Source organism: Gilvibacter sp., assembly GCF_965601605.1.
GTDB lineage: Bacteria > Bacteroidota > Bacteroidia > Flavobacteriales > Flavobacteriaceae > Gilvibacter.
Genome location: NZ_CBFCWJ010000016.1, coordinates 12,989 through 36,511, shown reverse-complemented (window position 1 = coordinate 36,511; position 23,523 = coordinate 12,989). Strand labels below are relative to the sequence as shown.

At 42.2% G+C, this 23,523-nt stretch carries 23 protein-coding genes; 14 read left to right on the top strand and 9 right to left on the bottom strand.

Annotated elements, in window-relative coordinates; genetic code table 11:
• Positions 1 to 163 precede the first annotated feature (163 nt).
• From ACSLP7_RS04055 to ACSLP7_RS04045, 3 genes are all read left to right on the top strand, one after another.
• Positions 164 to 712 carry an RNA polymerase sigma factor gene (locus ACSLP7_RS04055; RefSeq protein ID WP_435578133.1) on the top strand — a complete coding sequence of 183 codons (549 nt, stop codon included), beginning with the start codon at positions 164 to 166 and terminating at the stop codon, positions 710 to 712.
• Positions 709 to 1,422, top strand: a complete 714-nt coding sequence (locus tag ACSLP7_RS04050) for a hypothetical protein (protein WP_435578132.1) — start codon at positions 709 to 711, stop codon at positions 1,420 to 1,422. The genes ACSLP7_RS04055 and ACSLP7_RS04050 overlap by 4 nt, the downstream gene beginning before the upstream one ends.
• 169 nt (positions 1,423 to 1,591) lie before the next feature.
• The gene (locus tag ACSLP7_RS04045) at positions 1,592 to 4,399 is read left to right on the top strand and encodes an IPT/TIG domain-containing protein (RefSeq protein ID WP_435578131.1); all 2,808 of its coding nucleotides are present in this window, start codon (positions 1,592 to 1,594) and stop codon (positions 4,397 to 4,399) included.
• Positions 4,400 to 4,451: 52 nt separating this feature from the next.
• On the opposite strand, the gene ACSLP7_RS04040 is transcribed toward ACSLP7_RS04045, so the two are convergent.
• The 5 genes from ACSLP7_RS04040 to ACSLP7_RS04020 all read right to left on the bottom strand — a co-directional run bounded on the left by ACSLP7_RS04040 (position 4,452) and on the right by ACSLP7_RS04020 (position 8,268).
• The gene (locus ACSLP7_RS04040; protein ID WP_435578130.1) at positions 4,452 to 5,120 is read right to left on the bottom strand and encodes a hypothetical protein; all 669 of its coding nucleotides are present in this window, start codon (positions 5,118 to 5,120) and stop codon (positions 4,452 to 4,454) included.
• A gap of 17 nt (positions 5,121 to 5,137) precedes the next feature.
• On the bottom strand, positions 5,138 to 5,836 hold the full coding sequence (locus ACSLP7_RS04035; RefSeq protein WP_435578129.1) for a hypothetical protein: 699 nt from the start codon (positions 5,834 to 5,836) through the stop codon (positions 5,138 to 5,140).
• A 213-nt stretch (positions 5,837 to 6,049) separates the two neighbouring features.
• Positions 6,050 to 6,745, bottom strand: coding sequence for a hypothetical protein (locus ACSLP7_RS04030; protein ID WP_435578128.1), 696 nt, complete (start codon positions 6,743 to 6,745; stop codon positions 6,050 to 6,052).
• 324 nt (positions 6,746 to 7,069) lie between these two features.
• The gene (locus ACSLP7_RS04025) at positions 7,070 to 7,711 is read right to left on the bottom strand and encodes an anti-sigma factor family protein (protein WP_435578127.1); all 642 of its coding nucleotides are present in this window, start codon (positions 7,709 to 7,711) and stop codon (positions 7,070 to 7,072) included.
• A complete protein-coding gene (locus ACSLP7_RS04020) occupies positions 7,708 to 8,268 on the bottom strand; it encodes an RNA polymerase sigma factor (RefSeq protein WP_435578126.1) in 561 nt (186 codons plus the stop codon). The genes ACSLP7_RS04025 and ACSLP7_RS04020 overlap by 4 nt, the downstream gene beginning before the upstream one ends.
• Before the next feature lie 284 nt (positions 8,269 to 8,552).
• Here ACSLP7_RS04020 and ACSLP7_RS04015 point away from each other — a divergent pair, with 284 nt between their 5' ends.
• From ACSLP7_RS04015 to ACSLP7_RS04000, 4 genes are all read left to right on the top strand, one after another.
• Positions 8,553 to 8,951 (top strand): hypothetical protein, encoded by a 399-nt coding sequence (locus ACSLP7_RS04015; protein WP_435578125.1) that lies wholly within the window; start codon positions 8,553 to 8,555, stop codon positions 8,949 to 8,951.
• Positions 8,952 to 8,966: 15 nt separating this feature from the next.
• Positions 8,967 to 11,672, top strand: a complete 2,706-nt coding sequence (locus ACSLP7_RS04010; protein ID WP_435578124.1) for a CHAT domain-containing protein — start codon at positions 8,967 to 8,969, stop codon at positions 11,670 to 11,672.
• Between the two features lie 50 nt (positions 11,673 to 11,722).
• The gene (locus ACSLP7_RS04005; RefSeq protein WP_435578123.1) at positions 11,723 to 12,805 is read left to right on the top strand and encodes a hypothetical protein; all 1,083 of its coding nucleotides are present in this window, start codon (positions 11,723 to 11,725) and stop codon (positions 12,803 to 12,805) included.
• Positions 12,806 to 12,873: 68 nt separating this feature from the next.
• Positions 12,874 to 13,146: a hypothetical protein gene (locus ACSLP7_RS04000; protein ID WP_435578122.1), complete on the top strand. Its 273-nt coding sequence runs from the start codon at positions 12,874 to 12,876 to the stop codon at positions 13,144 to 13,146.
• Between the two features lie 15 nt (positions 13,147 to 13,161).
• Here ACSLP7_RS04000 and ACSLP7_RS03995 read toward each other — a convergent pair whose 3' ends face one another.
• Genes ACSLP7_RS03995 through ACSLP7_RS03980 form a run of 4 tightly spaced genes read right to left on the bottom strand, consistent with a single transcriptional unit; the run spans position 13,162 to position 16,638 of the window.
• Positions 13,162 to 14,037: a sterol desaturase family protein gene (locus ACSLP7_RS03995; protein ID WP_435578121.1), complete on the bottom strand. Its 876-nt coding sequence runs from the start codon at positions 14,035 to 14,037 to the stop codon at positions 13,162 to 13,164.
• A 1-nt stretch (position 14,038) separates the two neighbouring features.
• Positions 14,039 to 14,968: a sulfurtransferase gene (locus ACSLP7_RS03990; protein ID WP_435578120.1), complete on the bottom strand. Its 930-nt coding sequence runs from the start codon at positions 14,966 to 14,968 to the stop codon at positions 14,039 to 14,041.
• Positions 14,949 to 15,416, bottom strand: a complete 468-nt coding sequence (locus ACSLP7_RS03985; protein ID WP_435578119.1) for a monoheme cytochrome C — start codon at positions 15,414 to 15,416, stop codon at positions 14,949 to 14,951. Before ACSLP7_RS03985 ends, ACSLP7_RS03990 begins: the two co-directional genes overlap by 20 nt.
• A 1-nt stretch (position 15,417) precedes the next feature.
• Positions 15,418 to 16,638: a sulfite oxidase gene (locus ACSLP7_RS03980; RefSeq protein ID WP_435578118.1), complete on the bottom strand. Its 1,221-nt coding sequence runs from the start codon at positions 16,636 to 16,638 to the stop codon at positions 15,418 to 15,420.
• 301 nt (positions 16,639 to 16,939) lie between these two features.
• On the opposite strand from ACSLP7_RS03980, the gene ACSLP7_RS03975 reads away from it, so the two are divergent.
• From ACSLP7_RS03975 to ACSLP7_RS03945, 7 genes are all read left to right on the top strand, one after another.
• Positions 16,940 to 17,842: a hypothetical protein gene (locus ACSLP7_RS03975; RefSeq protein ID WP_435578117.1), complete on the top strand. Its 903-nt coding sequence runs from the start codon at positions 16,940 to 16,942 to the stop codon at positions 17,840 to 17,842.
• A gap of 188 nt (positions 17,843 to 18,030) precedes the next feature.
• Positions 18,031 to 18,807 carry a hypothetical protein gene (locus ACSLP7_RS03970; RefSeq protein WP_435578116.1) on the top strand — a complete coding sequence of 259 codons (777 nt, stop codon included), beginning with the start codon at positions 18,031 to 18,033 and terminating at the stop codon, positions 18,805 to 18,807.
• Between the two features lie 20 nt (positions 18,808 to 18,827).
• Positions 18,828 to 19,724 carry a hypothetical protein gene (locus ACSLP7_RS03965; protein ID WP_435578115.1) on the top strand — a complete coding sequence of 299 codons (897 nt, stop codon included), beginning with the start codon at positions 18,828 to 18,830 and terminating at the stop codon, positions 19,722 to 19,724.
• Between the two features lie 7 nt (positions 19,725 to 19,731).
• Entirely contained in the window at positions 19,732 to 20,568 is an 837-nt protein-coding gene (locus ACSLP7_RS03960; protein ID WP_435578114.1) for a hypothetical protein, read from the top strand.
• 19 nt (positions 20,569 to 20,587) lie between these two features.
• Complete coding sequence (locus ACSLP7_RS03955; protein ID WP_435578113.1) at positions 20,588 to 22,081, top strand: phosphodiester glycosidase family protein; 1,494 nt, start codon at positions 20,588 to 20,590, stop codon at positions 22,079 to 22,081.
• A gap of 7 nt (positions 22,082 to 22,088) precedes the next feature.
• On the top strand, positions 22,089 to 22,727 hold the full coding sequence (locus tag ACSLP7_RS03950) for a hypothetical protein (protein ID WP_435578112.1): 639 nt from the start codon (positions 22,089 to 22,091) through the stop codon (positions 22,725 to 22,727).
• On the top strand, positions 22,690 to 23,505 hold the full coding sequence (locus tag ACSLP7_RS03945; protein WP_435578111.1) for a retropepsin-like aspartic protease family protein: 816 nt from the start codon (positions 22,690 to 22,692) through the stop codon (positions 23,503 to 23,505). Before ACSLP7_RS03950 ends, ACSLP7_RS03945 begins: the two co-directional genes overlap by 38 nt.
• The last annotated feature ends 18 nt before the right edge of the window (positions 23,506 to 23,523 follow it).

The window sequence follows — 23,523 nt, the reverse complement described above, 5'->3', positions numbered from 1 at the left end:
GGTGTTTGGTTTAAGTTGATGGTTTACTTGGTGCTGCATCGATGGGGATTTCAATGGACTCGCATACGTGCTTTAGTGATCCCTGAGATCAAAAGGTTAACACCGACTAAAAAAAATTATATTTGCTATTGACTGTTAACCTTCAACACTTCATTTCTACTAAGTGGAAAGAAACACTGATCCCCAAAATTTGGAAAGCCGTTTGCGAGCCGATGACAAATCTGCTTTAGAACAGGTCTATAAATTATACCGGGATGAGTTTCTGAATTATGTAAAGCGTTATAAAATTGACGATGCCCAGGCCATGGATATCTATCAGGATACCATTATTGCCATGCATCAGAATTTTGTAACCAAACAGTTGCAACTTCAACAAAGCAGCTTAAAGACCTACCTTTTCGGAATTGGAAAGAACAAGGTTTTTCGCTACTTAAAGTTGAGTGATCGACATCTGCGATGGGAAGCTGATTTTGAAGATCAAGAGTTGGAAAGTCCGGAAGAGCCCGAACTGAGTTCGCAGCAAAAACTCTTGGCCAGAAAGTTGAATCAGATCTCTGAGCGCTGTAGAGAAGTTCTGTTGCTATTTTACTTTAGGAATCTAACCATAAGTGAAATTGTTGAGCAGACTCATTACAAGGATGTCAATACTGTAAAGAGCCACAAATCGAGATGCATGAAGAACTTAAAAACCTTAATGGGAGTTGATCAATGATGGAGCACGAAGAGTTAATACAAGGATATTTTAAGCAGAGCCTATCGGAAGCTGATTCGCAAAAGGTGATTCGATTATTGAAAGATGACGCCGAATTCAAAGCGGCCTTTGAAACTTACCAAGAGATGCATATGGCCTTTAAGAAGGCGGAATATGACAATCTCAAAGCCCAACTTCAAGCAGTAGAATCAAAGATCTCTGAGCAGACCAAACCGTGGTACAGTCAGCCTTGGTTACGCTATGCTGCGGCAAGTGTGCTAGTAATTGCATTGGGCGTGAACTTCTTCTTTGGCGGATCTGACAATTTATACGACGATTATTTTGAGACCTATCCCAACGTATATCAACCGGTGATACGCGGAGCAGCTTCTACTTCAATAAGCGATGCTTTTGTATTTTATGAAAACGGTGAGTTTGAGCAAGCTGCCGCCTCTTTTAAACAGCTTTTAGAAGACCAAGACGACATCAACCTTAAATTCTACCGCGCCATGGCGCTACTTAATGCTGGCGATACGCAGCAAGCACTTCCACTTTTAGAACAATTATCTGAAACTGCTTTTGAATTTCAGGCGGAATCTAAGTGGTATTTAGCATTGACTTATTTGAAGTTGGATCAGACTGAAAAGGCCAAGCCCCTATTGGAACAAATGGATGCCATTGATGCGGAATTTAAGGCAGAACAGCGCAGTAGTATCCTCAAAGAGATTTAGTTCCAATTAGGCTTTTTTGGAACTAGATGACGTTTTAACCTCAATAGTCTTAGGAGGTTTTTCTTCATAACATAAAGGCATTTTCTATTGAAAATCAGGGTTTTACCTCTTGATTGGGCATAATCTGGTATCTAAATTTGGTACTTAGAACTAACCAATCAAGACAATCATGAAGTTACTAAATCCAATCCGTAGCGCGATTAAATTGCTGCTGCTGATCTTAAGCATTCTGCTTTTCAGTTGCGAGTCTACGGTTTTAAAACCAGAGATCGGATCGGTCACGCCAGGCGAAGGTATTCCTGGAACCATTGTGACCATTAAGGGGAAACATTTCAATAGAATTTATCACCGCAATGAAGTGACCATAGGTGGCGGACAGACCAAGGTGATCAGTGCCACAGACAGCACTATTCGTTTGGTACTTTTACGCGATATTGCCACAGGGCCGGTAATTGTCAATAACCTTGACGGCCCAGTAGCAGATACCAGTACCGTGGTATTCAATAGGGCTGGAACCACAACCCAAGCTACGCCCTTGGAAGATAGTGATGCAGAACTGGTTCAGGGCTTAAAATATATTTCCAACAAGGAATATGATATGGCCGCCCAAGGCACGAATCAGCGTATTCTAATTGTTCTAGCGCAACCAGCCGATATCACAAATCCTGACTCTACGGCCTATTTAGATACTAGTGTTGCAGCTACCGCTCGTGATTATATCGTGGCTAAAGCTGCCGAAGCCAATACCTTTTTCACACAAGCATCCTATGGAAAGACCTCTGTAGATTTTGATGTGACTCCGGATTGGATTCCCTTGAGTCAACCTCGGGACTTTTATATGTGGACTCAGGCCGATATTGATCGCGCTCAGAATTCCCTTGATGGAGCCAAAGCAGATATGGATGCTTTACTGCTGGATCCAATGGCCACAGAGGCACAGGTAGAAGCCCAGCAAGCAATTATTGATGATAGAGAAACTAAGCTTAAAACGGCTCAACGTCTTAAAAATTTAGTCCAAGAACCAGATTTCTATTATGCAGAAGCCCTTATTGGAGCCAAAGCCGTCATGCCTGATTTTGACGATTACGGTGATTATGTGGTAATCTGTGCTGGTAGATTTTTACGTGGTTCTTGCTGCTGGAGGGAAGAAGGGTTTCATGCGGAATCTACCATTCTAGGCCTAAATCTGGATATCGATTTTACTGCCCGTAAAGGGCTTACCTATGTGGCTCAGGGAACGCATTGGGGTCGATTAGGACACGAGCTATCTCACTTCTTTGCAGGAGGAGATTTGTATTCAAACAACCCTGGAAACGGTTCAGCAAGTAGATATGCTTTTATGGGAAGCCACGACTCTGGACCGCTCTACATTGGTTACAATTTGGAGAAGCGTTTGGGGTATTTTGATCCGAGTAATATTGCCAATGTGAATTGGGGCAGTAACCCGACATTTAATGAGACTTTTGACGTAGTTGCTCACGCGAATAATCCGGACAGTACAACAGATGATGTTGTCAATCTGATTAGTCTCAAGGTGACGGAAGGACTTTACTATCACGTGGAAGTCCGCCAGCGTCCTGATGCCAGTCTTGGCACTCCAAACGATTATATCTTTGACCAAAACATCAACCTCACTGGCTCACCAAGCTGGGCTGGGGGAGTTTTAGTGAGTCGTGCTACAGAAGAAACTAACCAGAACAACAATAGTGATAGACAGGTAGAACTCTTGTTCCCGCAAAGGATCTTACAAGTGGGTGATGTGGTCAATGATCCCGCGCGAACCATTCGTATTAGTGTTGATTCTAAATTATCGGATAGACCCCTCAAATATCGAATTCGTGTGGAATGGGGTACCTTACCTGCACCCAATCCTGATGGGCAATTTGATCTGAGAATTAATCCTTGGAATCCTCCGCCATGGGAGTCTGTTGATATTTGGGCAAACAGTCCAAAGAATGATGAAACCTCTCCGGCGAAGATCATATACAAAAACCATGAAGCAGGTGATGAGACTAAACCGATAGGCAACGGAGATTCACCTTGGGTTGACAATCCAAATGATCTTTATGCAAGAATTCGAAACAACGGAACGGTACCTACGCCAGAAGACGTAAAAGTGACCTTCTATGTCAATACACCTCCTGGAGTGGGCGATGATGGCAATTGGGCTCCTTTTGATGAAGTCAATTTGGGGATACTGCCTGCTGATTTTGACACTGTAGTCAAGGCCAACAGAAAATGGGTGCCGCGTGTAGGTGAGCACACCTGTGTTAAGGTTCAGATTCAACCCATGACGGGAGAAATCACCTTTAATAACAACATGGCACAAGAGAATTTTGTAGAGTTCGAAGCGGCTTCTGGAAGTCCATTCAGACCTGTGGAATTCGAAGTAGATGTTCGTAATCCATACGATAGAAATGTCATTATGGATATGAAGGCTAGAGATGTTCCGCGATTCTGGAATGTGGCTTTAGAACATGGATCGATCTTTCTAAAGGCTAAAGAAGTGCGGCGAATGAAAGTCGTGGTTTGGACAGATATGGATGAGTCTGCGGTCTTTGCAGGAAGCAATGATGATCAAGATCGGAAATACCAACGCAAACCCATGATCAGCATTGAAGGTTGGGTCGGTGATGTTCCGCACTATTTCTTTCCTGTTGGTGGAATGACAGCTTTTGTTCAAGCAGTAGTTCCTTCTGAGATCAGCGTAAAACCATTTTATGAACAGCCTAATATTATGGGCCGAGGCAGTGTTTCTCCAAAAAGAGCTGGAGTTCCTGTTGCGGTTCATGCTACGGCTACAGACGGCACCCGATATACTACAACTGCCACCACAGATGCTTCTGGGAACTTCACTTTTACCCTAAGCAGTGAGAAGCCTTTTGACCCTGATGATTACACGGTGATCGCCTACGTACTGCCTGGCAGTGCTTTAGGCAGCTCAGAATCACCACCAGTCAACCTCCAGATTCAGTAGGGGTCAACTAGATGCCGTGATTGATAGGCTCAGACTTTGGTCTGGGCCTTTTTTATTGTTCAGCCAACTCCCACTCAAAAAGCAGATCCAATTCTTGTTTGTTGCCCAGGATAAAATCTGCCGGCAGGTAATGCAAAGTGTCTGTTTTTAAATAAAAGCGATGCCCTTTGGGAACCTCTTTGGTGAAGAAAGCATCTCTAAACAAGCCGGGAGATACAGGCTGAAGAATCTTCTGAATGTATTCTGAACAGTACAGAGTATTCTCGTCATTACTGTTGAATTTATAATCAAATTTGATGGGTTGCCCCAACAGCCTATCAATAGCAACTTGAATGCTATCAAGCTTGTTAGGGGTCATGCCTTTAAGTTTCCAGATCGACAGATAGTTATAGCTTTTTTCTTCTGCGGTTACAAAAGAGGTTAAGGATTCTGTGATCATTGGATTTGACTTTCGGGTATTTACGTGATAGATTCTGAGACTATCGCTGTAAACACCTAAGGCAATGTGAGAGGCAAGACCCCCATACCTGTTGTATTCTCTGGCGTAACCCCCCATTTTTGTTTGGGATCCGCGGAGCAATAAATAAACGTTATCCTTATGGAATACTGCACTGTCTACCGCAGTTGGCAGATCTTCCTCCCCAGAAGATCCGTGCCAAACCGAAGCAAAACCAAAGAGGATTGCCAGACATACAACAAGAATTTTAAACAAGCGTGACATAGGCTGATTATGAAGGATTATTTACCACCTCCGTCAGCAAACCATCCAATGATTCCACCGATGATTCCGCCACCAATTGCGCATGGAAGTCCACAAATTGCACCTCCAATTGCGGCACCGGCAACAGCTAAGGTTGCTGTACATGGAGCAGGTTGACCATTGATAGTACAGTTTACAGATTTTGCAGTAAAAGCGCTTCTTCCAAGACCCTCGTTAAAGTCCTTTGAGATTTGGTTAATGTCCTTAAGAAGCACTTGCTCAAATTCTGAAAGTGAAGCAAATTCTTCAGATTCAGTCAGCTCTGGCAAATATCCTTCCGCAGCAATTTTGATGATAGCTTCTTTTGCGAAGTCACTGTATTTGGTGCGATCAAGAATATAGGTTTCAAACCCAACTTCTTCTACCACCATCAGTTGATCTGCAATCATATTTGCTGATTTAGCGGTAAGGCTACCTGGGTTACCAGCAGCGCCGTATAAGGCACTAAAATCTCCACGAGACATTGGGAAACTTGGAACTCCCTTAGTTTCAATCTCAGATTGTACACTCTTAAAGCTATCAAAAGCGTTTTCAGGAGCACGAACCGTAGCTTTGTCAATTAGAAGAAGTTCGCTGTTAACGTCAGTGTTTTCAGGAGCGGTATTGTCCTCTTTTGAACAAGAGAAGATCACCACAGAAAGTAAGAGCACAACGCTCATTCGATATACAATTTTCATAATAATAAAGTTTAATTGATTGCCTACTCGTTCGCTTTTCGGCATACGCGACCTCTTTTTGAGTATTGAGGCGAATACATAGTCAACAGATATTTAGCTGCAGCACATTTTCTGTTAAGAAAACCTGGAAAAGAAGCCAGAACATCCAGAACTAGCTGGTTGACTAGTCTGTTCCAGGTTATTGGGAATGATTTCCCAATGTCGTTTAGTTATTTATTTGGTATCCAGCCAGTGACCGAAGAGACCGCCTAAAACTCCACCTAGGATTCCGCAGGGAATACCGCACAATGACATTCCAATGGAGCTTCCCATGATAGCTCCTGCAGTAGTGCAGGGAGCGTAACTGTGGTGATAACCACTGATATAGGTGCCGCAGGGGCCGCTGCTGCGTCCAAAGCCCGCTGCTCCTTCTTTAAATTCTAGAGCAACAGTATTGAGATGACGCAATAGTTCTTGTTCGTCTCTTTTGAGTGATGCGAAGCCTTCAACTTCATCGATTCCCTCAACAGACTCTTCGGCAATGATCTTAATAATCAGATCTTTGGTCAGTTCGCTGAAGTTTGTTTTTTCCTGGATGTAAGTGACTACACCCAATTCTTGGAATACAAAGAGTTCATCAAGTATAAGATTGGCTGATTTAGTGTCTACTTCGGCATCAATTCCTGAAAGCGATAGTAGTTCATGGAAACTTCCACGATCTAAAGGCAATGTGGGCATCCCATGAGTTTCAATGGCCTCTTTTACATTCAAATAGGCATCATAGGTTGTAGTTGGAGCTTTGGCAGCTCTTTTGTTGTCAAACAACGATTGGCTTTCAATGGTGATTGGCTCTTGTTGATTTTCTTCGGAGCAAGCAGTGATAAAGCAGGAAAGAATCAATACTATGCCCAGTGTTTTCACAATTTTCATAATGGTTAGTTTTAATGTAAAGTCGGGATTTGAAATCCTCGACTTCCATGTTATTATTCAACTAAACACCATGCACAGTTATGGTACTCACTAAAGGGTTCCGTATTTTTTATTTTGTTACCCAAAAAAAAGCACAACGAAAGTTGTGCTTTGATTTCATGCTATGAAAACCCTTTGTTTTAAGGGAGATCCGAGAGAAGTTCTTTTGCCTTATCAGCATTGTAAAGCTCATTGCTAACTATGTATTCCAAAACCGTTTTGGCTTCATTTACATCCTCAGATTTTATTAAAGCCAGCGCTTTGAACCAATGACCTCTTGGCGCGTCAATAAGATCGCTTCCCAATTAGCTCATCAAAAGTCTCAATGGCTTTTGTTGCATTATTGAGTTCAGTATAGGCCAATCCTTCATAAAGCAACAAGCTTGCATTGGCGGGCAGTGTATCGTTTTCTTGAAGATTGCTTAGAAATTCTTGGTAGTTTCCGCTTTGAAACTGGTTTTCTAAAACACCGTAAATAGAATCACTGTCACTGCGAACTGTAAGCGTTGGCACGTCATCCATATCTATATACTGAGCGTATAAGGTCTGCGGATCTTCTTGCCCTCCTAAAAGCAATCCAGAGACCACCAAAGCAATAATGGCAACGGCTGCTACCCATTTGAAATAGGAGCGTTGGTAAAGCGGAATAACTTTGGTCGTATTCACTTTACGCGCCTCTAATTGTTGTTGCAGATTTATTACTGCATCTGATTGCGCTGCTTTGTGGAATTTTTTAAAGTCCTTATCGTCAGTAGTGGCTTTAGGCCATTGTGACTCATCTAAGGCTTCAAATTGCTGCTTTTCCAGCAAATAATATTCCATAAGCTCAGGATCAGCTTCCAAGCGCTTTTGCAAGCGCTGAGCTTCATCTGCAGTGAGTTCCCCGCGTAAAAGCGCGATAATATCTTTTAAATCTTGATTGGTCATAGTTCTTTTAAGGCCTTGAAATCTCGGTCCTTTTTTACAAGTTCTGTCAATTTAGCCTTGCACTTAAACACCCGCTGTCTCGCTACTGTTTCTGAATTGTATCCCAAACGACTTACAATATCAGCGTAGGATACTTTGTTGAAAAACAACTGTAACACAGCTTTGCAATTTTCTGAAAGCAATTCGAAGCAGGCCTTGAATAAGTCCCATCGTTTTTGCTCCATAGCAGACAAGGCTAGATCCTCAGGATCATAAACTGGTTCCAAATGTGTGGCATTTGTTACCCGTGGTTTCTTAGAATTTAACTCCCGTCGCCATAAATTTTTACAAACCGTAAATAAATAGGCCTCAAAACTGCTTTTGATTTCAAAGGGTTCTGCCACATATCGTGTGGTTAATTGTAAAAGTGCTTTTTGGAAAATATCTTCAGCATCTTGCTGTCCTCCATTGTTTTGCAGTACAAATCGAGTAACTTTAGGTAATTCCTTATCATAAAGCTGATCAATGATCTTGGAATCAGCATTTACAAGTGCGTCTAAATATTTGGTGGGATCCATTAAATATTATTGCGGTTCTGGAGTTTTTTCAATTCTCTGGGTAACAAAATCCACTATAGGGGAACAGGATTGTAAATTCACGCGGATTTGTCACTGTGCGACAATAATACGCAAGAAAAACCAGAGTTGCATAAGAGGTAAAGGTAAGATTCTATTGTACTTTACCTTTATGCCACAAGGTTTTACAACTTTCCCTCAGCCGTGCTATGGCCAAACCACGTGATTCAACTAATTTTTAATTTTAAATTCACAAAATGAAACATGCATTCAAAATGTTGTGTCTAATGGTTATAGCCGCAACCTTGTCTTTAGTATCCTGTTCTAAAGATGAACCCTCAACCACAGAAGATCAAGCCGATTTCACGCTGAAAGCCGAAACAGATGTCAAAGAACTTACCGTAGAATTCTTCGCGGGTTTGACGGATACAGAAAAAAGTGAAGTCCGTAAAGAGTATATCAATAGTGGGCTATTGAAATCTTGGTCAGTTTGTCCAATAAAACCAGATAAAGAAGTTTGGGTGATATTTTGTCGTGTTTGTAGTGAGCACGAAGCCGATGTTCCGATTCGAACAGATCCTTGCGAGGAAGAGGAAGAAGAGGAAGAAGAAAAGAGCGGTACCACTGATGAGACTGAACCTTGTCAAGTGAAAAGAGTTACTTGGGGTAACAACTGTCGCTTTTAAAGAATCTACGTCCTAATGAGATTTGTAAAAACAAGAATTTGGTTGTTGAGTGTACTGATTTGCAGTATGCTCAATGGCCAATCTTTGTTTGAATCTTATAAAGCAGGTATTGCTGATGTCCCTCTTGAACAACGTCAGACTTGGGTAGATTCCTTGCTGACTTTGGCTGTTACATCGTCCGATTTGCAGCAAGCAATTCAAATCGCACATCAGGAATCCCGCTACTATAATAATAAGGCGCGTGATCTCAGTGCTGCCATCACTTACAGCCAAAGAGAGTTGGCATGGTATGATGAGTTACAACGCTACGATAAGGATTACAACCAAGCCTTATACAATACCGCTAGATTTTGTTATTGGGATAAACGATGGCTAGCAGCGCAAGCGCATTTTCAAAAGGTGATTGATAAAAAAATTGACAGCTTAAAGGTAGCTCGAGCTTACTTCTATTTGGGAAACATCTCGGAAAAGCAAGGCGATCCTTATGCAGCGGTTGATGCCTATTTGCAAGGTCGACTTATTTATAAAGCAAAGGGTAAAATGCGAAGCTGGGTTTCCAGATCTTTAGATTTGGCGCAGATTTACGAGGAAATCAACAGTCCAGAAAGTTTAAAGAAGAAGTTTGAAGTACTCCAAGAAATAGATCGCGTACTTGACAATGGTACGCGTATTTCTGCCAGAAATGCGGTGATTCTAAAGTTGCATTACGCCAGTTATTACAATAACGCTAACTATTTTGATTACAACAGCTCCAAGTCATACTACCTGAAAAGTATTGATGATCTTTTGACCATGAAAGACACTTCACTGCTGGTACGTTCCTATGTGAATTTGGCCAATCTCTACGCGCAAAAAGGCAGCGATAGTGCACTATATTATATCGATCGCGCCAAGGACTATCCAAGCAGTGCCAGTACCATTACCCGATTGCTGAACATTGAATGCGATTTCTATTTGGAGAATGACCGCTTGAATGATGCGCTAGCGTCGATTCATCAAAGTCTAGAAGAGAATACACAACATACATTTGCGATTGATCAAGTCCCGTCAGCTGAAATAATGGATGGAGCCATTGATGCAAAACTATTGCTCTGGGGACTGACAAAAAAAGCTGATATCTATACCCAACAATACCGCATCAATAAGCAAAAGAACTATTTAGATCAGGCGATGGTCCAGCTTAAAGCTGCAGACTATATTGCAGATCAGTTGTTTGTTAGCAATCGTGATGATGCTTCCAAGTTGTTTTGGCGCAAGTATGCTTCTAAAATTTATGGCAATGGCGCATTTGTGGCTTGGGAACTGAATCAACCAGATCTTGCGTTTTATTTTGCAGAGAAGAAGCAAGCTGTCCTATTGACGCAAAACACCTCTTTCAATAAACAATTAGAACAATTACCCGATAGTTTGGTCAAAACCTATTATCACTACAACAAACAGATCAATAAAACACAGTTGGCTGCACTGTCTGACCCCAGTTTAGGGTATTCAAAGCTTTTGGATTTAAAAGCCGAAAGAACAGCATTTTTGGAACAACTCTCGAGTAATTACCCTGGATTAAAGGGTGCGATTGCTCAAATTCAAATTGAGCCTTTACAAACTGTGCTTGCGCAAATGGATGAGCAGACCGCTATTTTACATTACCTATGGAATGATAGTGAAAGAGCAAATCAATCCCATCAGGTTTTATTGATCAGCAAGGCCAATACCATTTTGATTTCGCTGCCACAGGCTAAGGACTTATCAAGACAAGTGAGCTCCTTTAGTGAATTGGTCATGAAGCCATTCCAGAGCAAATCGGATGCGGCCAATTTCCGTATGCTCAGTGCAAGCTTATACAGCAGATTGTTTCCCAAAGAACTACAGAATTACCTGAAGGATATAACTAACCTCGTAATTGTTGCAGACCAAAACTTAAATGCCGTTCCCTTTGAGGCTTTAGTGAGTCAAGTCAGTCCATTAACCTATTTGATCGAACAAAAGGACATCAGTTATGCGCAATCCCTTTCTTATCTGAACAAGAGTAAGGACATCAAACGCAATACGAGCTATGATCTCTTGGCTATGGCACCAGTGCGTTTTCAACAGACTGGCTTGGTAGATTTACCCGCCACTCCAGAGGAGATCGCCTCGGCCTCATTGCTTTTTGACGGCTTGAGTTTTTCTGATGATCAAGCCAGCCGAAGCCATTTTTTACAATACGCCTCTGATGCGAGGATTATTCACTTAGCAACCCATGCGGCAGCCAATGAGAATCCATGGATCAGCATGCAAGACAGCATCATTAATCTCGCGGATCTTAACAGCTTGAATTTGCAAGCGGATTTAGTTGTCTTGAGCGCCTGCAATACAGCCGCAGGACAAGCATTGAAAGGAGAGGGAGTAGCGAGTTTAGCCCGAGGCTTTTTTCAATCTGGAGCCCGAACAGTGATTAGCAGTCGTTGGAGTAGCAACGATAAGGCTACGCAAAAAATACTTTCATCCTTTTACAGCTATTTAGAAGATGGCGATCCCTTAGCCACAGCTTTGAGGAAGGCAAAAGTCGATTATCTACAAAGTGCAGACCTTTCAGAAAAAGCGCCCTATTATTGGAGTTCCCTCATGCTCATTGGCGATTCCGTTCAAATTCAACCAAGACAAAACTGGAATTATGCCTGGTTTTCAATACTGCTTGTAGTACCTCTTTATTTTTTTCGAAAAAAGTTTAAAAAAGTCGGGTAACAGATCTCGATGTTCGGTAACAGTAGGGTATTAATTAAAATATATATCCTATGAAGACTAAACAAATATTACAGCGATTTGGATTATTGCTGTTTGTGGCCTTTCTGGGTTCTTGTGAGCAAGAGCCTTTGAGCGAGCCAGCTGAAGATCAGGCTAATTTTACGGGTAAAGCAAGCGCGCGTATAGGAGTCTATAAGAATATGTTGGATTTCCCTGATGTAGAGACCTTTTTAAACACTTTGGAAGAGTTGGAAGACCAACTTGAGGCTTATGATGATGCCTTTTTGGATGAATGGGGTCACTTGGATGACGAATCATTAGATGAGAAAGAAGACGAACTCAAATACGATCCTGCTCAACCTTTGATCGATTTTGAGAATCAGTTTTCTGAGTTCAGTTCGTTGCGCAAAAAGATCAGCGCAGAAGAGGAAATCTGGCTGAACAATGAAGAACTGGATGAGAAATCAGATCCGGACAATCACTACATTTTTGACGATGAAGTTAGAACTGTAGTCAACAAGTTTGGAAACGTAAAAATTGGCAAAGACCTCTATCATTTTACTCGCTTTGGATACGTTACGGTGAGCACTATGGATGTGGGTCTGTTGGAAGCCATTGCTGTTTCTAATGTCGATGAGTTTGTCGATATAGAAGGGGTGACTGTTTACGGGGGATATACTGGCGGAAGTAGTTCTGGAAATTACAACGACAACTCCGGGACCTCGGGCTCTGATGGTGGCGCAGAATGCCGTTTAGGTTTTGACCGCTCTCGATACTATTACCCATCGTCAAACCGCCGCATCAAAGGAAAGCAAAAATTGTCTCACCCTAGTGGAATTTGGGGTTCTAGAATTAAATCAAAAACAGTTCACTACAAGAAAAAGCGCGGAAAGTGGCGTCGTCGTCGTGGAAAAATTACTGCGGAGATTCGCGGACTTTCGGTTCGTTTTGATTGTATGGAACCCGTAGAGCTCAATAAGACAAAAACGCGTCGTCGTCGCTCTGTAAAGGTTAAGATTAAAGCTCCGGCATCAACCGGCTACTTATATAAAACCAAACAAATGCAGCTTAAAACTGTCCATAAGAAAGTTAGCACAGGATCATCTTACGATCACTTTTTTTGGGAGAATTAAGTTATGCTAGCCGGGAGGAATCCCGGCTTTTTTTATTTAGAATTGAAGCTGAGTTTATAACCTACTCCGTGGACGTTCACGATCTGTATCCGATCATGATCTTATTGGACAATCCGAAGAAAGGTGAAGAGAGCCTTGATTTTGTTGGCAAGATCAGAGTCTTTGACGGGTTTCACACGGGTAAAATGATGGAATTGTTTGTCAAAGTGAAGCAGCAGTATTGTGAAAATCACCAAAGCGTACAGGTGCTATTTATCTTATCACCAAATTCGTTTGAAAAGCCCATCTGGAACGAGTTAGACGCGGTTACTTTTAAAGAAAGCGCCTGTGATTTGAATTAGTGAAGATGCTCTAAACTACTTTCTTTTCTTGCCGAAGCCATAGAGATTCTGCCCCACAAAATCCTTTGGGAATTCATCATCACCTTTAAAACCAATAACAATGGTGCCACTGTCTTCTGGGATGTAATTCGTTTTGAAAATATAGTCCCAAAGACTTAAGCTGATCCCGTAGTTCACTCCATTTTTACCTTCTGGTAGGGTATAGGCGTGATGATAAAGATGCATGACGGGGTTGTTGAAGATATACTTCAATGGCCCCCAAGTGATCTTGATATTAGAATGATTGAAATGACCAATGGCAATGGCAATGAAATGGACAATATAGGCCTGTTCGGGTTCAAAACCACCTAAGATCATTACCCCAAAAGTTTTTAGGGGTTTGTACAAGACATTTTCCATCCAATGATAGCGCAAGTGCGCGGCAAAGCCCATCTCTTTGACGCTGTGGTGTACCTTGTGGAAATTCCAGAGGAATTCATATCTGTGAAGCAATACGTGGGTGAACCACTGCACAAAATCGAGCAAAATAAAGAAGACCAACAATTGCAATCCAGGAGCCCATCCGGAGAAATCAATCAAAGCCAAGCTACTGGCTGTAATATTTACCTCTGCAAACAGTAAACTCAAGATCTGATAAAAACCACTGATCACTATAGAAAAGACAAAGAAATTGAAGTACATATAAAAAGCGTCGAGCCAAAAGTCCTTGCGGATGGTCTTTTGCTCTTTTCGCCAAGGGAAGGCAATTTCTAAAAGCCACACTACCAAGGAAATCACGGTGAGGCCCCAAAAGAAGTTGTTATACCAAGGCACTTCAAAGATGATGGACTTCCAGGTCCAATCTGCGGTACCTACAATTGCATTCCAAAAAGCTTCTAAATACTTTTCCATATCAGTTTTGCAAAGTTATTAAACTATCCTGGCTTATCGGCAATTCAGCCAGCGCACTCCACTGAATCCAAGATCCGTCGTAGTTTTTAACATTGGTATAGCCCAAAAGCTGAGTCAACACAAAGGTCAAATGGGCAGAACGGACTCCGCTGTGGCAGTAAACAACTATTGGAATGTGCTTGTCTGCACCTAAAAAGTCCAACTCTTGTTGCAAGGCTTCAGGGTTCTTAAATCGATGATCTTCATCCAGTAAAACTGAAAACTTCCAGTCCAGATGTTTGCTTCCTGGAATACGTCCAGCGCGACTAGCACCGTTTTTCATTCGAGCTCCAGAATATTCTTCCTGTGTCCGCGCGTCAATTATAATGGCATCGGTGTCGAGAAGCTCAAACAAGCTCGCTTGGTCAATAGACATAATGTTTTGCGGACTATTTACAGGCAATTTAAAATCACTATTCGCAAGTGAATTGGGTTTAGAGCTCAACTGATTTCCGGCTCCGCTCCAGGCAGCGATTCCCCCGTTGAGAATGATCACATTGTCGTGGCCATATTGCTGGAGGACCCACCAAAAACGACTCGCATCACAGCTGCCATTGTCGTCGTAAACCACTAAAGTGGCGTTGTTTTTTATGCCGAGTTTAGCAAATCTAGTTTCTAACTGTTGGGCCGTGGCCATCATTCCCGCGTGGGTGTGATTTGGATCTTCAATGTCTCTACGCCATAAATTGATTGCTCCAGGAATATGTCCTTGTTCAAACTTCGCGGCTTTTCTAAAGTCAATGAGTTGAATACTTGGATCATCGAGCAAGTCCGCCAACGCATTTACCTCAATAGTAGGGCCAATGAGCGCGCTTTGCTCAGCTTGTTGATCAGATCGGCAAGCGGCGAGTAAAATGAGCAAGAAGTAATATTTATTCTTCTTCCAATTCATACCACTGAATATCGGTTAATGCCATTCGTCTGCCCTTTGCTTTGGGAGGATAGTTGGTCACCAAATAGTTTACTATGACCTCTTGTTGATCTCCCAAGTCCCATAGGTTTTGGGTCTCTTGCATCCAAGCAATAGTAGTGTTCCAGCGTTCGGCATTCATGCGGTTTTGAGTGATGAGTTTGGCAGAATGACAACTGGTACAATTGGAGACAACTGCCATAAGTCCTTCAGCTTCAACCAAACCCGTGCGTTGATGAATGCCATCTACTATCAAATCGGGATCTTCCTCAGGAATCGCCACCCAAGAATTGTCTTTAGAATCAAATATAGACGGATCATTCACATAAGCCATAACCAGACCAATAACCAGGACAAAGGCGATTAGCAGGCCGGTTAGGGCTCTATAGAGTTGCTTTACTTGATCTTTAAACGCTTCGGGTCCGTTCATGCTATTGTACTTTAATGGCTATGCGGTGACAAGCGTTGTTGAGATAACCTTTGGGGTTCCATCCTGGCAATACCATGGGCTGCGCTTTGCCTTGACTGTCTGTGGCACGGGCCCAAACTTCATAATATCCTACCTCCGGAAAATCAATACTAGCTGAGAAATGTTGCCAAGCGAGGCGATTTGCTGGCTTGCTCAGTTCACATGATTTCCAAGTGCTGCCAAAATCTATGGAATACTCCATTTTAGCAACTTCCAACTCGCCAGCCCAAGCATGACCTCTGAGGTCCAGACGCCTTCCTTTCTTGATCACGGCTCCTGATTTGGGATAGGTGATCAGCGATTTTACAGGCATGGATTCTATGATACACATATCGGCGTCGGCAACCTTTGCTCCTGGAGCGACAGGTTTGCAAGGCACTCGGTAAGCCGTACCAGTCATTTTTGCTCCATCGTGAACTATATTTCTAATGCTGATGCGTTCTATCCATTTTCCAGAAACAGAAGCTGGCCAGCCACCAGCGACTAATCGCAAAGGATAGCCATGGGCTATAGGTATGTCCTGACCATTGAGTTTAAAGGCCAAAAGCGTTTCCTCTTGAAGCGCTTTACTCATGGGGCAGCCTCTAGAGATCGGTTCTTTAGTAGGATCACCACTAAGATGTACGTCTGCCGCGTGGTACCCTATATAAACGGCATCGCTGGCTATTCCTGCATCTTCTAAAACGTCTCTGAGTCTAACACCAGTCCAATGGGCACAATGGACGGCGCCAACAGTCCATTGGTTGCCTTTGGCAGGCGGATCAAATTCGCTACGTCCGTTGCCGCCGCATTCCAGGGTGAGCTGATAGGTGTACTGCTTGAATTTGGTCTTCAACTCCTCAAGGCTGTAGGTCTTTGAATTTTTGACCGACTCGCCATCTATGGTCAATGTCCAATTGGAAACATCAATTTCTTCAGGGATCAACCCATTGTTTCTAATGAACATATTGGCATTACTGGTGATCTTCTCATCCAGTAGGTGAGCTCGGGCTTCTATGTTCCATGGGCGATCGTTGAGCACCACCATGTCTTTGTTTTTTTTAAAGAGCTCGAAAGGATCAGGATCTTGAAGTCCCAAAGGGGTGTAATCTTTGAGCAAATTGGCCCCAAAGACTATTTCTGTGCCCAAAGCCGCGGCGAAAGCGCTTAGGGCTGTTTTTTGAATGAATGCTCTGCGTTTCAAGTTAGTTGGTTTTTTAGACCCAAGCCGTAAAATAGCGCTTCTGCTAGAATTGCATAGTAACCTGAGTTACAATGCTGGCAGGATCAGTGGTTTGCCTGGATTAAATCCTTAGAAAGTTATAAAAAGGAAATGGAACAAGGATAAATCTCACAACTAGAAAACAGAAGAACGATTATTTAGATCTACAGAACGAGTATTTAATAATGAACCAGTTATATCTCCCAGGCATTTAGTAAGTTAAAATACCCCCTAAACGGTATGTGGATTCTTCCTGTCAGCACCTACTTTGCAAAAAACTATAATGATGAGACAGTTTCTTTTTCTTACGGCGCTATTCTTAACGAGCCTAATACATGCGCAATCCTATTACAACGGCCGCTTTACTATCGAGACTTACAGCTATGGGGATCGAGATTTTACTCTATACGATATGTCTCGAGCTTCCATTGATTCTTCAGGAGCTAAAATTGGAGCCAAGTATTTTGCAACAGGCGCATATGACAAGTTTTTGGAATGGAAGGTGGGAAAAGAAGTGCTGCTAATTACTTCTGGAGCTTATTTGGATGGTTGGGATACTGATGCAAAACCTGTTGGCCTCTCAGTTGATAACGGAGAAATAATCAATAGAAGTGCTAGACCTGATATGGATGGTTTGGTTCTTTTCTATAATGGCGCTGCTCAAGAAGGAGGTATAGCTGTTGTAGACATGGACAAAAAGTATGTGAATATTGAGTATCCTGCATACAGCGGGAATTATGAACAACTTGATCCACGTGAAACTCTTACGGACAGATCTATATTTTTAAACGCAGCCGTAGACCTCGAATTGAGTGTTTGGCAGGCACATTTGGTGTATTCTGAGAAAAAAACTGAGGAAGAAAATTTTAGTAATAAGTATTATGGTAATGAGCGCGAGCGCAGATATTTAGCAATTACTGTAAGGGATAATGAGGCGCATCATATAGTTGTCGATGTGCCAGAGTCCATCAAGCTTTTAGAAGGAGCCGATGATGTTAAGTCCATCCTCGAGTATATTGGACATGAAGTGTTGTACATTTTAAATCTTGAAACTGGAAGTCTAAACCTTTTACACGCAACAAATGGCTCGAACTTAATTGATATTAAAAGTAATATGGAATTTAATTGGGACAAGCATCTGCTAGATAATGCGAACAGCTTTATGGTATGGTATATTATTAAATAAACTAACGCATGTAAGTCATTTCACCGATTTTAAGAGTTTGTTAACGATTTTTACGGTTTTACCTTACGTATTTGTCTTACATGATGTACTTTTAGGTTTATACCCAGCAATGGGTATATTACCATCTCCCAACATAGTATAGTTTTATCCAAGCCTAATGATGGGCGAATTGGATACTGTAGGTTTAAATGAAAAAAAGCAGCCATCACTACTACCTGATCCCTGCAATGTTTTTGTTGGGATGCTATTTGGGGACCACTACGACCAGCGCACAGTGCTACAGTCGTGATGCGGGTAATTCCTTGAACCCTACTGTTGGACAATCCATTGACTTTCCCGTAAAGCAAGAGCTGGAGCGCTTTTTTAGTTTAGAATCCATCATTTATTTTCAAGAAGAAGTTGACGCTTTTTGTTTAGACAAAACACAAAGCCAGGCTGATGTTCACATCAGTTTAGGAAATACCTTTTTGAATTACCTCAATGCCAATGGCGATGTGGTAGACCCCTATCTGGCGAAGCTGTTTTCGGCCTCCGTTTATGAGCAATTTGAGCAGCGCATTGAACCCACAGAGTATGACTATATCACCGATCACATTGCGGGATACTACGTTTGCTACCAATACATTGCTTTAAACTGGGATTCTGTGAATGAGAGTGTTTCTAGTTTGGTGGCGGCTTCTGACTTTTTAAATGAAGTGCTCAACAAATATGCTCGCGTACGGATGGACTATTTGCCGCATCAAACAGGAGCAAGCCTGAACGAGCGCAAGATCAAAAAATCATTTTTGAATGGGGCCTATTACGCCATGCCCAGAAATTACAGACAACACATTAGAGACACCACCGATTATAAAAACGATTATGCCGGCCTTATGAATACTATCATTGACGATAGGCAATACGCCGCGCAACAACCAAACGATACTTTACCTATCGTATTTGAAATTAAATACAACACACTTTAACAACCATCAAATATTTTAAGATGAGACTATTTTACACCACTATTTTTACCTTGCTTTTGAGCGTCACTATGCTCAATGCGCAGAGTTATTTTAATGGCAAGTTCAAGATTCAGACCTATACTTATGCGGATCGTGAGTTTACGCTATACGATTTCTCCAGAGAAGGAGATGTTAATACCAATCTCAAAGCCAAGTATTTTGCCACAGATGCCTACAACCAATATCTTGACTGGAAGTCTGGCAAGGAAATTCTGTTCATTACCGCGGGTGCCTTTTCTGATGGATGGGATTCTGATGCAAAACCTGTGGGTCTATGCGTTGATAATGGAAAAACTATAAATAAATTTCCAAAGGCAGAAATGGACGGAATGGTGATCATTTATAATGGTGCCGCTCAGCAAGGAGGTATTGCTGTAGTGGATATGGACAAAAAATACGTTACCGTAGAGAACCCTTATGGGAGTAAAAACTATGAGCAGTATGATCCAAGAGATAATGCAATTGACCGAACTAATTTTCTCAATTGGGGAGAATCTGCCGGGGTTACTTTATTCCAAACTCAATTGGTATATTCTGAGAAGAAATCCGACAGCGAAAACTTCGGTAACACCTCCTTTGGTGATAAGCGTGAGCGCAGGTATCTAGCCATTTGTATAAAAAACGGAATTGTGCATCATGTTGTGGTAGATGTGCCAGAGGCCATTAAGTTGATGGAAGGGGCTCAAAGAACCAAAGAAGTCTTAGACTATGACGGTTTCAACGTTCTTTACATTATGAATCTTGATACGGGAGATAAGAACGTTATGTACTGCTACAACGGAAGCTATCTGGAGAATCAGTATCCTTATAAAGGCTCTAATACCGACGCTGCCAAAATTGAAAATGCGACCAACTTATTGATCTACTACAAGGACTAATCGATAAATGAGAACATTAGCAATAATAATATTAACGCTGCTATTGAGTGCAGCGCCTGCTAGCGCTCAAGAATTTGACGAGAACTTCGTGCATTACAGCCGTGTCCTGCTAGGTAGAGACTATGAGGTCTATGCTTTTAATATGGGTTATACGGTCAATGCAGAGTACTTTGCCATGGAAGCTCAGGATCGTTATGAGAATTGGTATAGCAACAAAACTGTAATGCTTGCCTGTAGCGGTGCTTTTTCAGAAACCTGGGATAAGGATTCCAAACCTGTGGGGATGACCGTAGAAGACGGGGTGATCAAAAACAGAAGTTTGGATCCTGATATGGATGCCTTGGTGATCGTGGTAGAAGGAATGGTATACGCCATGGACCTTGATGAACTTCAAGGCGGATTTGAAATGGAGGACGGAACTTTTTTACAAATGAATCCTCGTGCCAATTATGAAGACAGACAGATTCTGCTTCAGGCTGCGGAAGAGGGCAACTATACCATTTTTCAATCCCAATTGGTCTATTCTAAGGATAGAAACGACAATTTCTACGATCTTAGATACGGAAAGAAGCAAGAACGTCGTTTTCTAGCAACAGCTACCTATGAAGACAATTACTACAATATCATAATTGACGCTCCGGCTGAGTTGGAGCTCAACCTTTCTGCTAAGTTTACCCTCAGGGTCTTGGAAGAGATCGGTTATGACGTGGAGTATATCATCAACCTGGATACGGGTGGGAAGAATATCTTTCTGGTGCGTGAGTCCTGGGATGGACTTACCTATAAGGCGGATGATCGCCTGGAAGACGCAACTAACTTAATAGTCTTTTACTCTTATGATTAATTTACACAAACAATATAAAATGCGTGGCTTTTGGACCTTGTTGTTCGCTGTGCTGATCAGTACGGGGGCAATCGCTCAAGAGGCCATGCAAACCAAAAAGCACAAGGGTAAAACCTATCTCGTGGTAGAATATGACCCAGCCAAGCATGTCTTGGAGTTGCACAATACCGCGGCAACACAGTTCTCATTTGACAAGCATGATGAACTTAAATCGCAAGCGGGCGAACAAATGGTCTTTGCCATTAGTGGAACTTCCATCAATGACAAGAAAGAAGCTTATGGCTTGGTCTTTAAGGCCGGAAAAGTAAGACAGCAAGGCGCAAAATTTGAAGACCCATCAACTTTTCAAACCCAACAGCTACAAGGAATTTTTGCTCGAGGAAAAAATGGTAAGACTGCTTTAGCACCGTCAAGTGCATTTTCTGGAGCTGATACTAGTAGATTTGAATTTGCAGTAGAATCTACACCAGTTCTTTTGGCCGGAGGGGCTATGCATCCCAGCTTAAAAGGTTATGCCGCTGAGACTACCATGAGCGTGGTAGGAACACGAGCCGAGGGTTCCGCAGTTTTTGTCATTGCACAAGATGCGGTGAGTTATGCTGCTATGGCCGATTTTATGAAGTCTCAGCTAAAGGTGAATGACGCGATGGTTATGCGCCGTGATGATACTGCTTATTACACGCCAGATGGTGGAGAGGTCAACCCAAAGAAGGCGGGATATGGCCCTATTTATATTTTGGTGGCTAAGGATAATGCTGGAGTAGATGCTGCTGATGTGGATGTGCAAATTCCACAAGAAGTTCAGACCAAAAAGATCACGGACGAGCTTACAGAAATCATACAATTTGGTAAGCGCTATGTGATGTGTAAAATCGATCCGAAGAAATACAAGGTAGACCTATTCAATGAAAGCGAAGACGGAACTCGTTTGCACGATATTAATAGTGTAGCACGCTATCATCAGCAGAATAAAGACAAACATATCTTTACCATGAACGCTGGGATGTTCAATGAGAATCGATTGCCGGTCGGCTTATATATTGATGAGGGCGAGACCGTTTTCCAACTCAATACTAAAAAGAACGGGCGTGGAAATTTCTACGATTTTCCTCCAAATGGAGTCTTTTTGATCACCGCTAAAGGAGAACCTATGGTGCTAACGACAGAGCAATACATCAAGGCCAAGTTTGGGCCAAAGGACGTTCAAATTGCTACTCAGTCTGGTCCTATGATGGTTTACGGTGGCAAATTCAATGAGGCCTTTAACGAGGGTTCTCCAAACTTGAATATCAGAAATGCTGCGGGAGTGGATAAGGACGGAAATATTGTTTTTGTAATCTCTATTGACAAGGTGAACTTTTATGAGTTCTCTACCTTGTTAAGAGATGAATTGAATTGTGATAACGCACTTTACTTGGACGGCTTTTTAAGTCAATGGGCTGCTCCGGGAGTGAAAGATCGCTATGATACGCGCTATCAATTAGGACCGCTATTAAGCGTAATCAAGAAGTAAACAATCTATGAAACCACTATTAATAGGTTTATTATTTGTTTTTGGATTACAGCTCCAAGCGCAAGACGACAAACTGTCTTTGGACGCCTTCTTTGAGGTGCCTTTAGAGCAATTGGATCCTGAAGCACTCGCGCCTTTAAGCATTGACGATCTCAATCGCGGTTTTGAAAAAGCTGTTGGTTTTTTAAACGATACGACCGACGCTGACAATGAGCTTAAAGGACAGATCTATTTGGCCATGTTGGCGGATCACATCAAAAAGCGCATTGATTCAGAAGACATCAACACCAGAAAGCGTGATGTGAGAAAACTGCTCAAGCGATTTGAGGCTGAAGATTACTTTATTGATCAAGGCAAGATCCCAGACTTTTTAAAGCTGATGCATTACTCCTGTGAAGGTCGATTTGAATATATCTACAGCCGTTTTAAGTTCAGTAGTTTCTTTTACCCGGTAATGATAGCTTTGGTTATCGGGATTGTTTTCGTGATTCTCAACGTGAGCGGTAAACTCCGCTGGAAATACCGTCGCTTAGCCAACAAGGTCATGCTTGTTATGGCTGTTTTGGCCTTGATACTATTACTAATATTTAAATTTACCTGTGACCAATATGTGCTCTCGGATTCTTTTTACGGTATTCCTATGTAGCTCTTTATTGAGCTTCGGACAGCAAAAGCGCGAATTGGTCATTCCTTTTGAGCGCAATGCTGCCAATGTGATGGAGGTTCAAGTAGGCTTGAACGGTTTTGAAACACCTTTTATTTTTGATACGGCGGCGTCTAAAGTTTCCTTTGGAGACGGACTTTACGGCCAATTGGTTCGCGCAGGCGCCTTAGGACCCAAGAACATTATTTCTAAGACCAGCACTATGATGGCTAACGGTGAATTGGCGGACGCACTATTGATTCGTATCGATCGCCTAGCACTCGGCAGTTTGGTATTGGAAGACGTAGACGCAATGGTGATTCGTGGGGCTAATGTTCCGCCTTTATTAGGACAGAGCGCTTTAGAGAACTTCGGAGCCATTACTATAGACAATAGAAAGAAGGTTATCAAACTCACCCAAGAGGTCGGGACTACTGCACAACGCAAAATAACCGTTGACAAATTGCGCCTAGTGGCCTGTACCGATTACTCCCGCCAAGCAGTGGGTCAGCTCAGTCAAAATACCTTCAATCAAGGCCAAGATGCCTTGCTGGTTCAGTCCATTGAAATTGAAGATGATCTGCCTCCCGCCAATGCGGTTTCTAATTTATCAAATGTAATAACCATACGCTACTTTGATGAACGCGACCTGACCAAGGCTCGTTTGTTTCAGCAAAAAATAGCGGCAAAATATCATCCAAGCCAGATCTCTTTGCAGAATATGGCGCCTTATTTTAATCAACCCATACCTGATTATTTCGAGATATGGATAAACTTTTAATTCTAACATTAACACTAA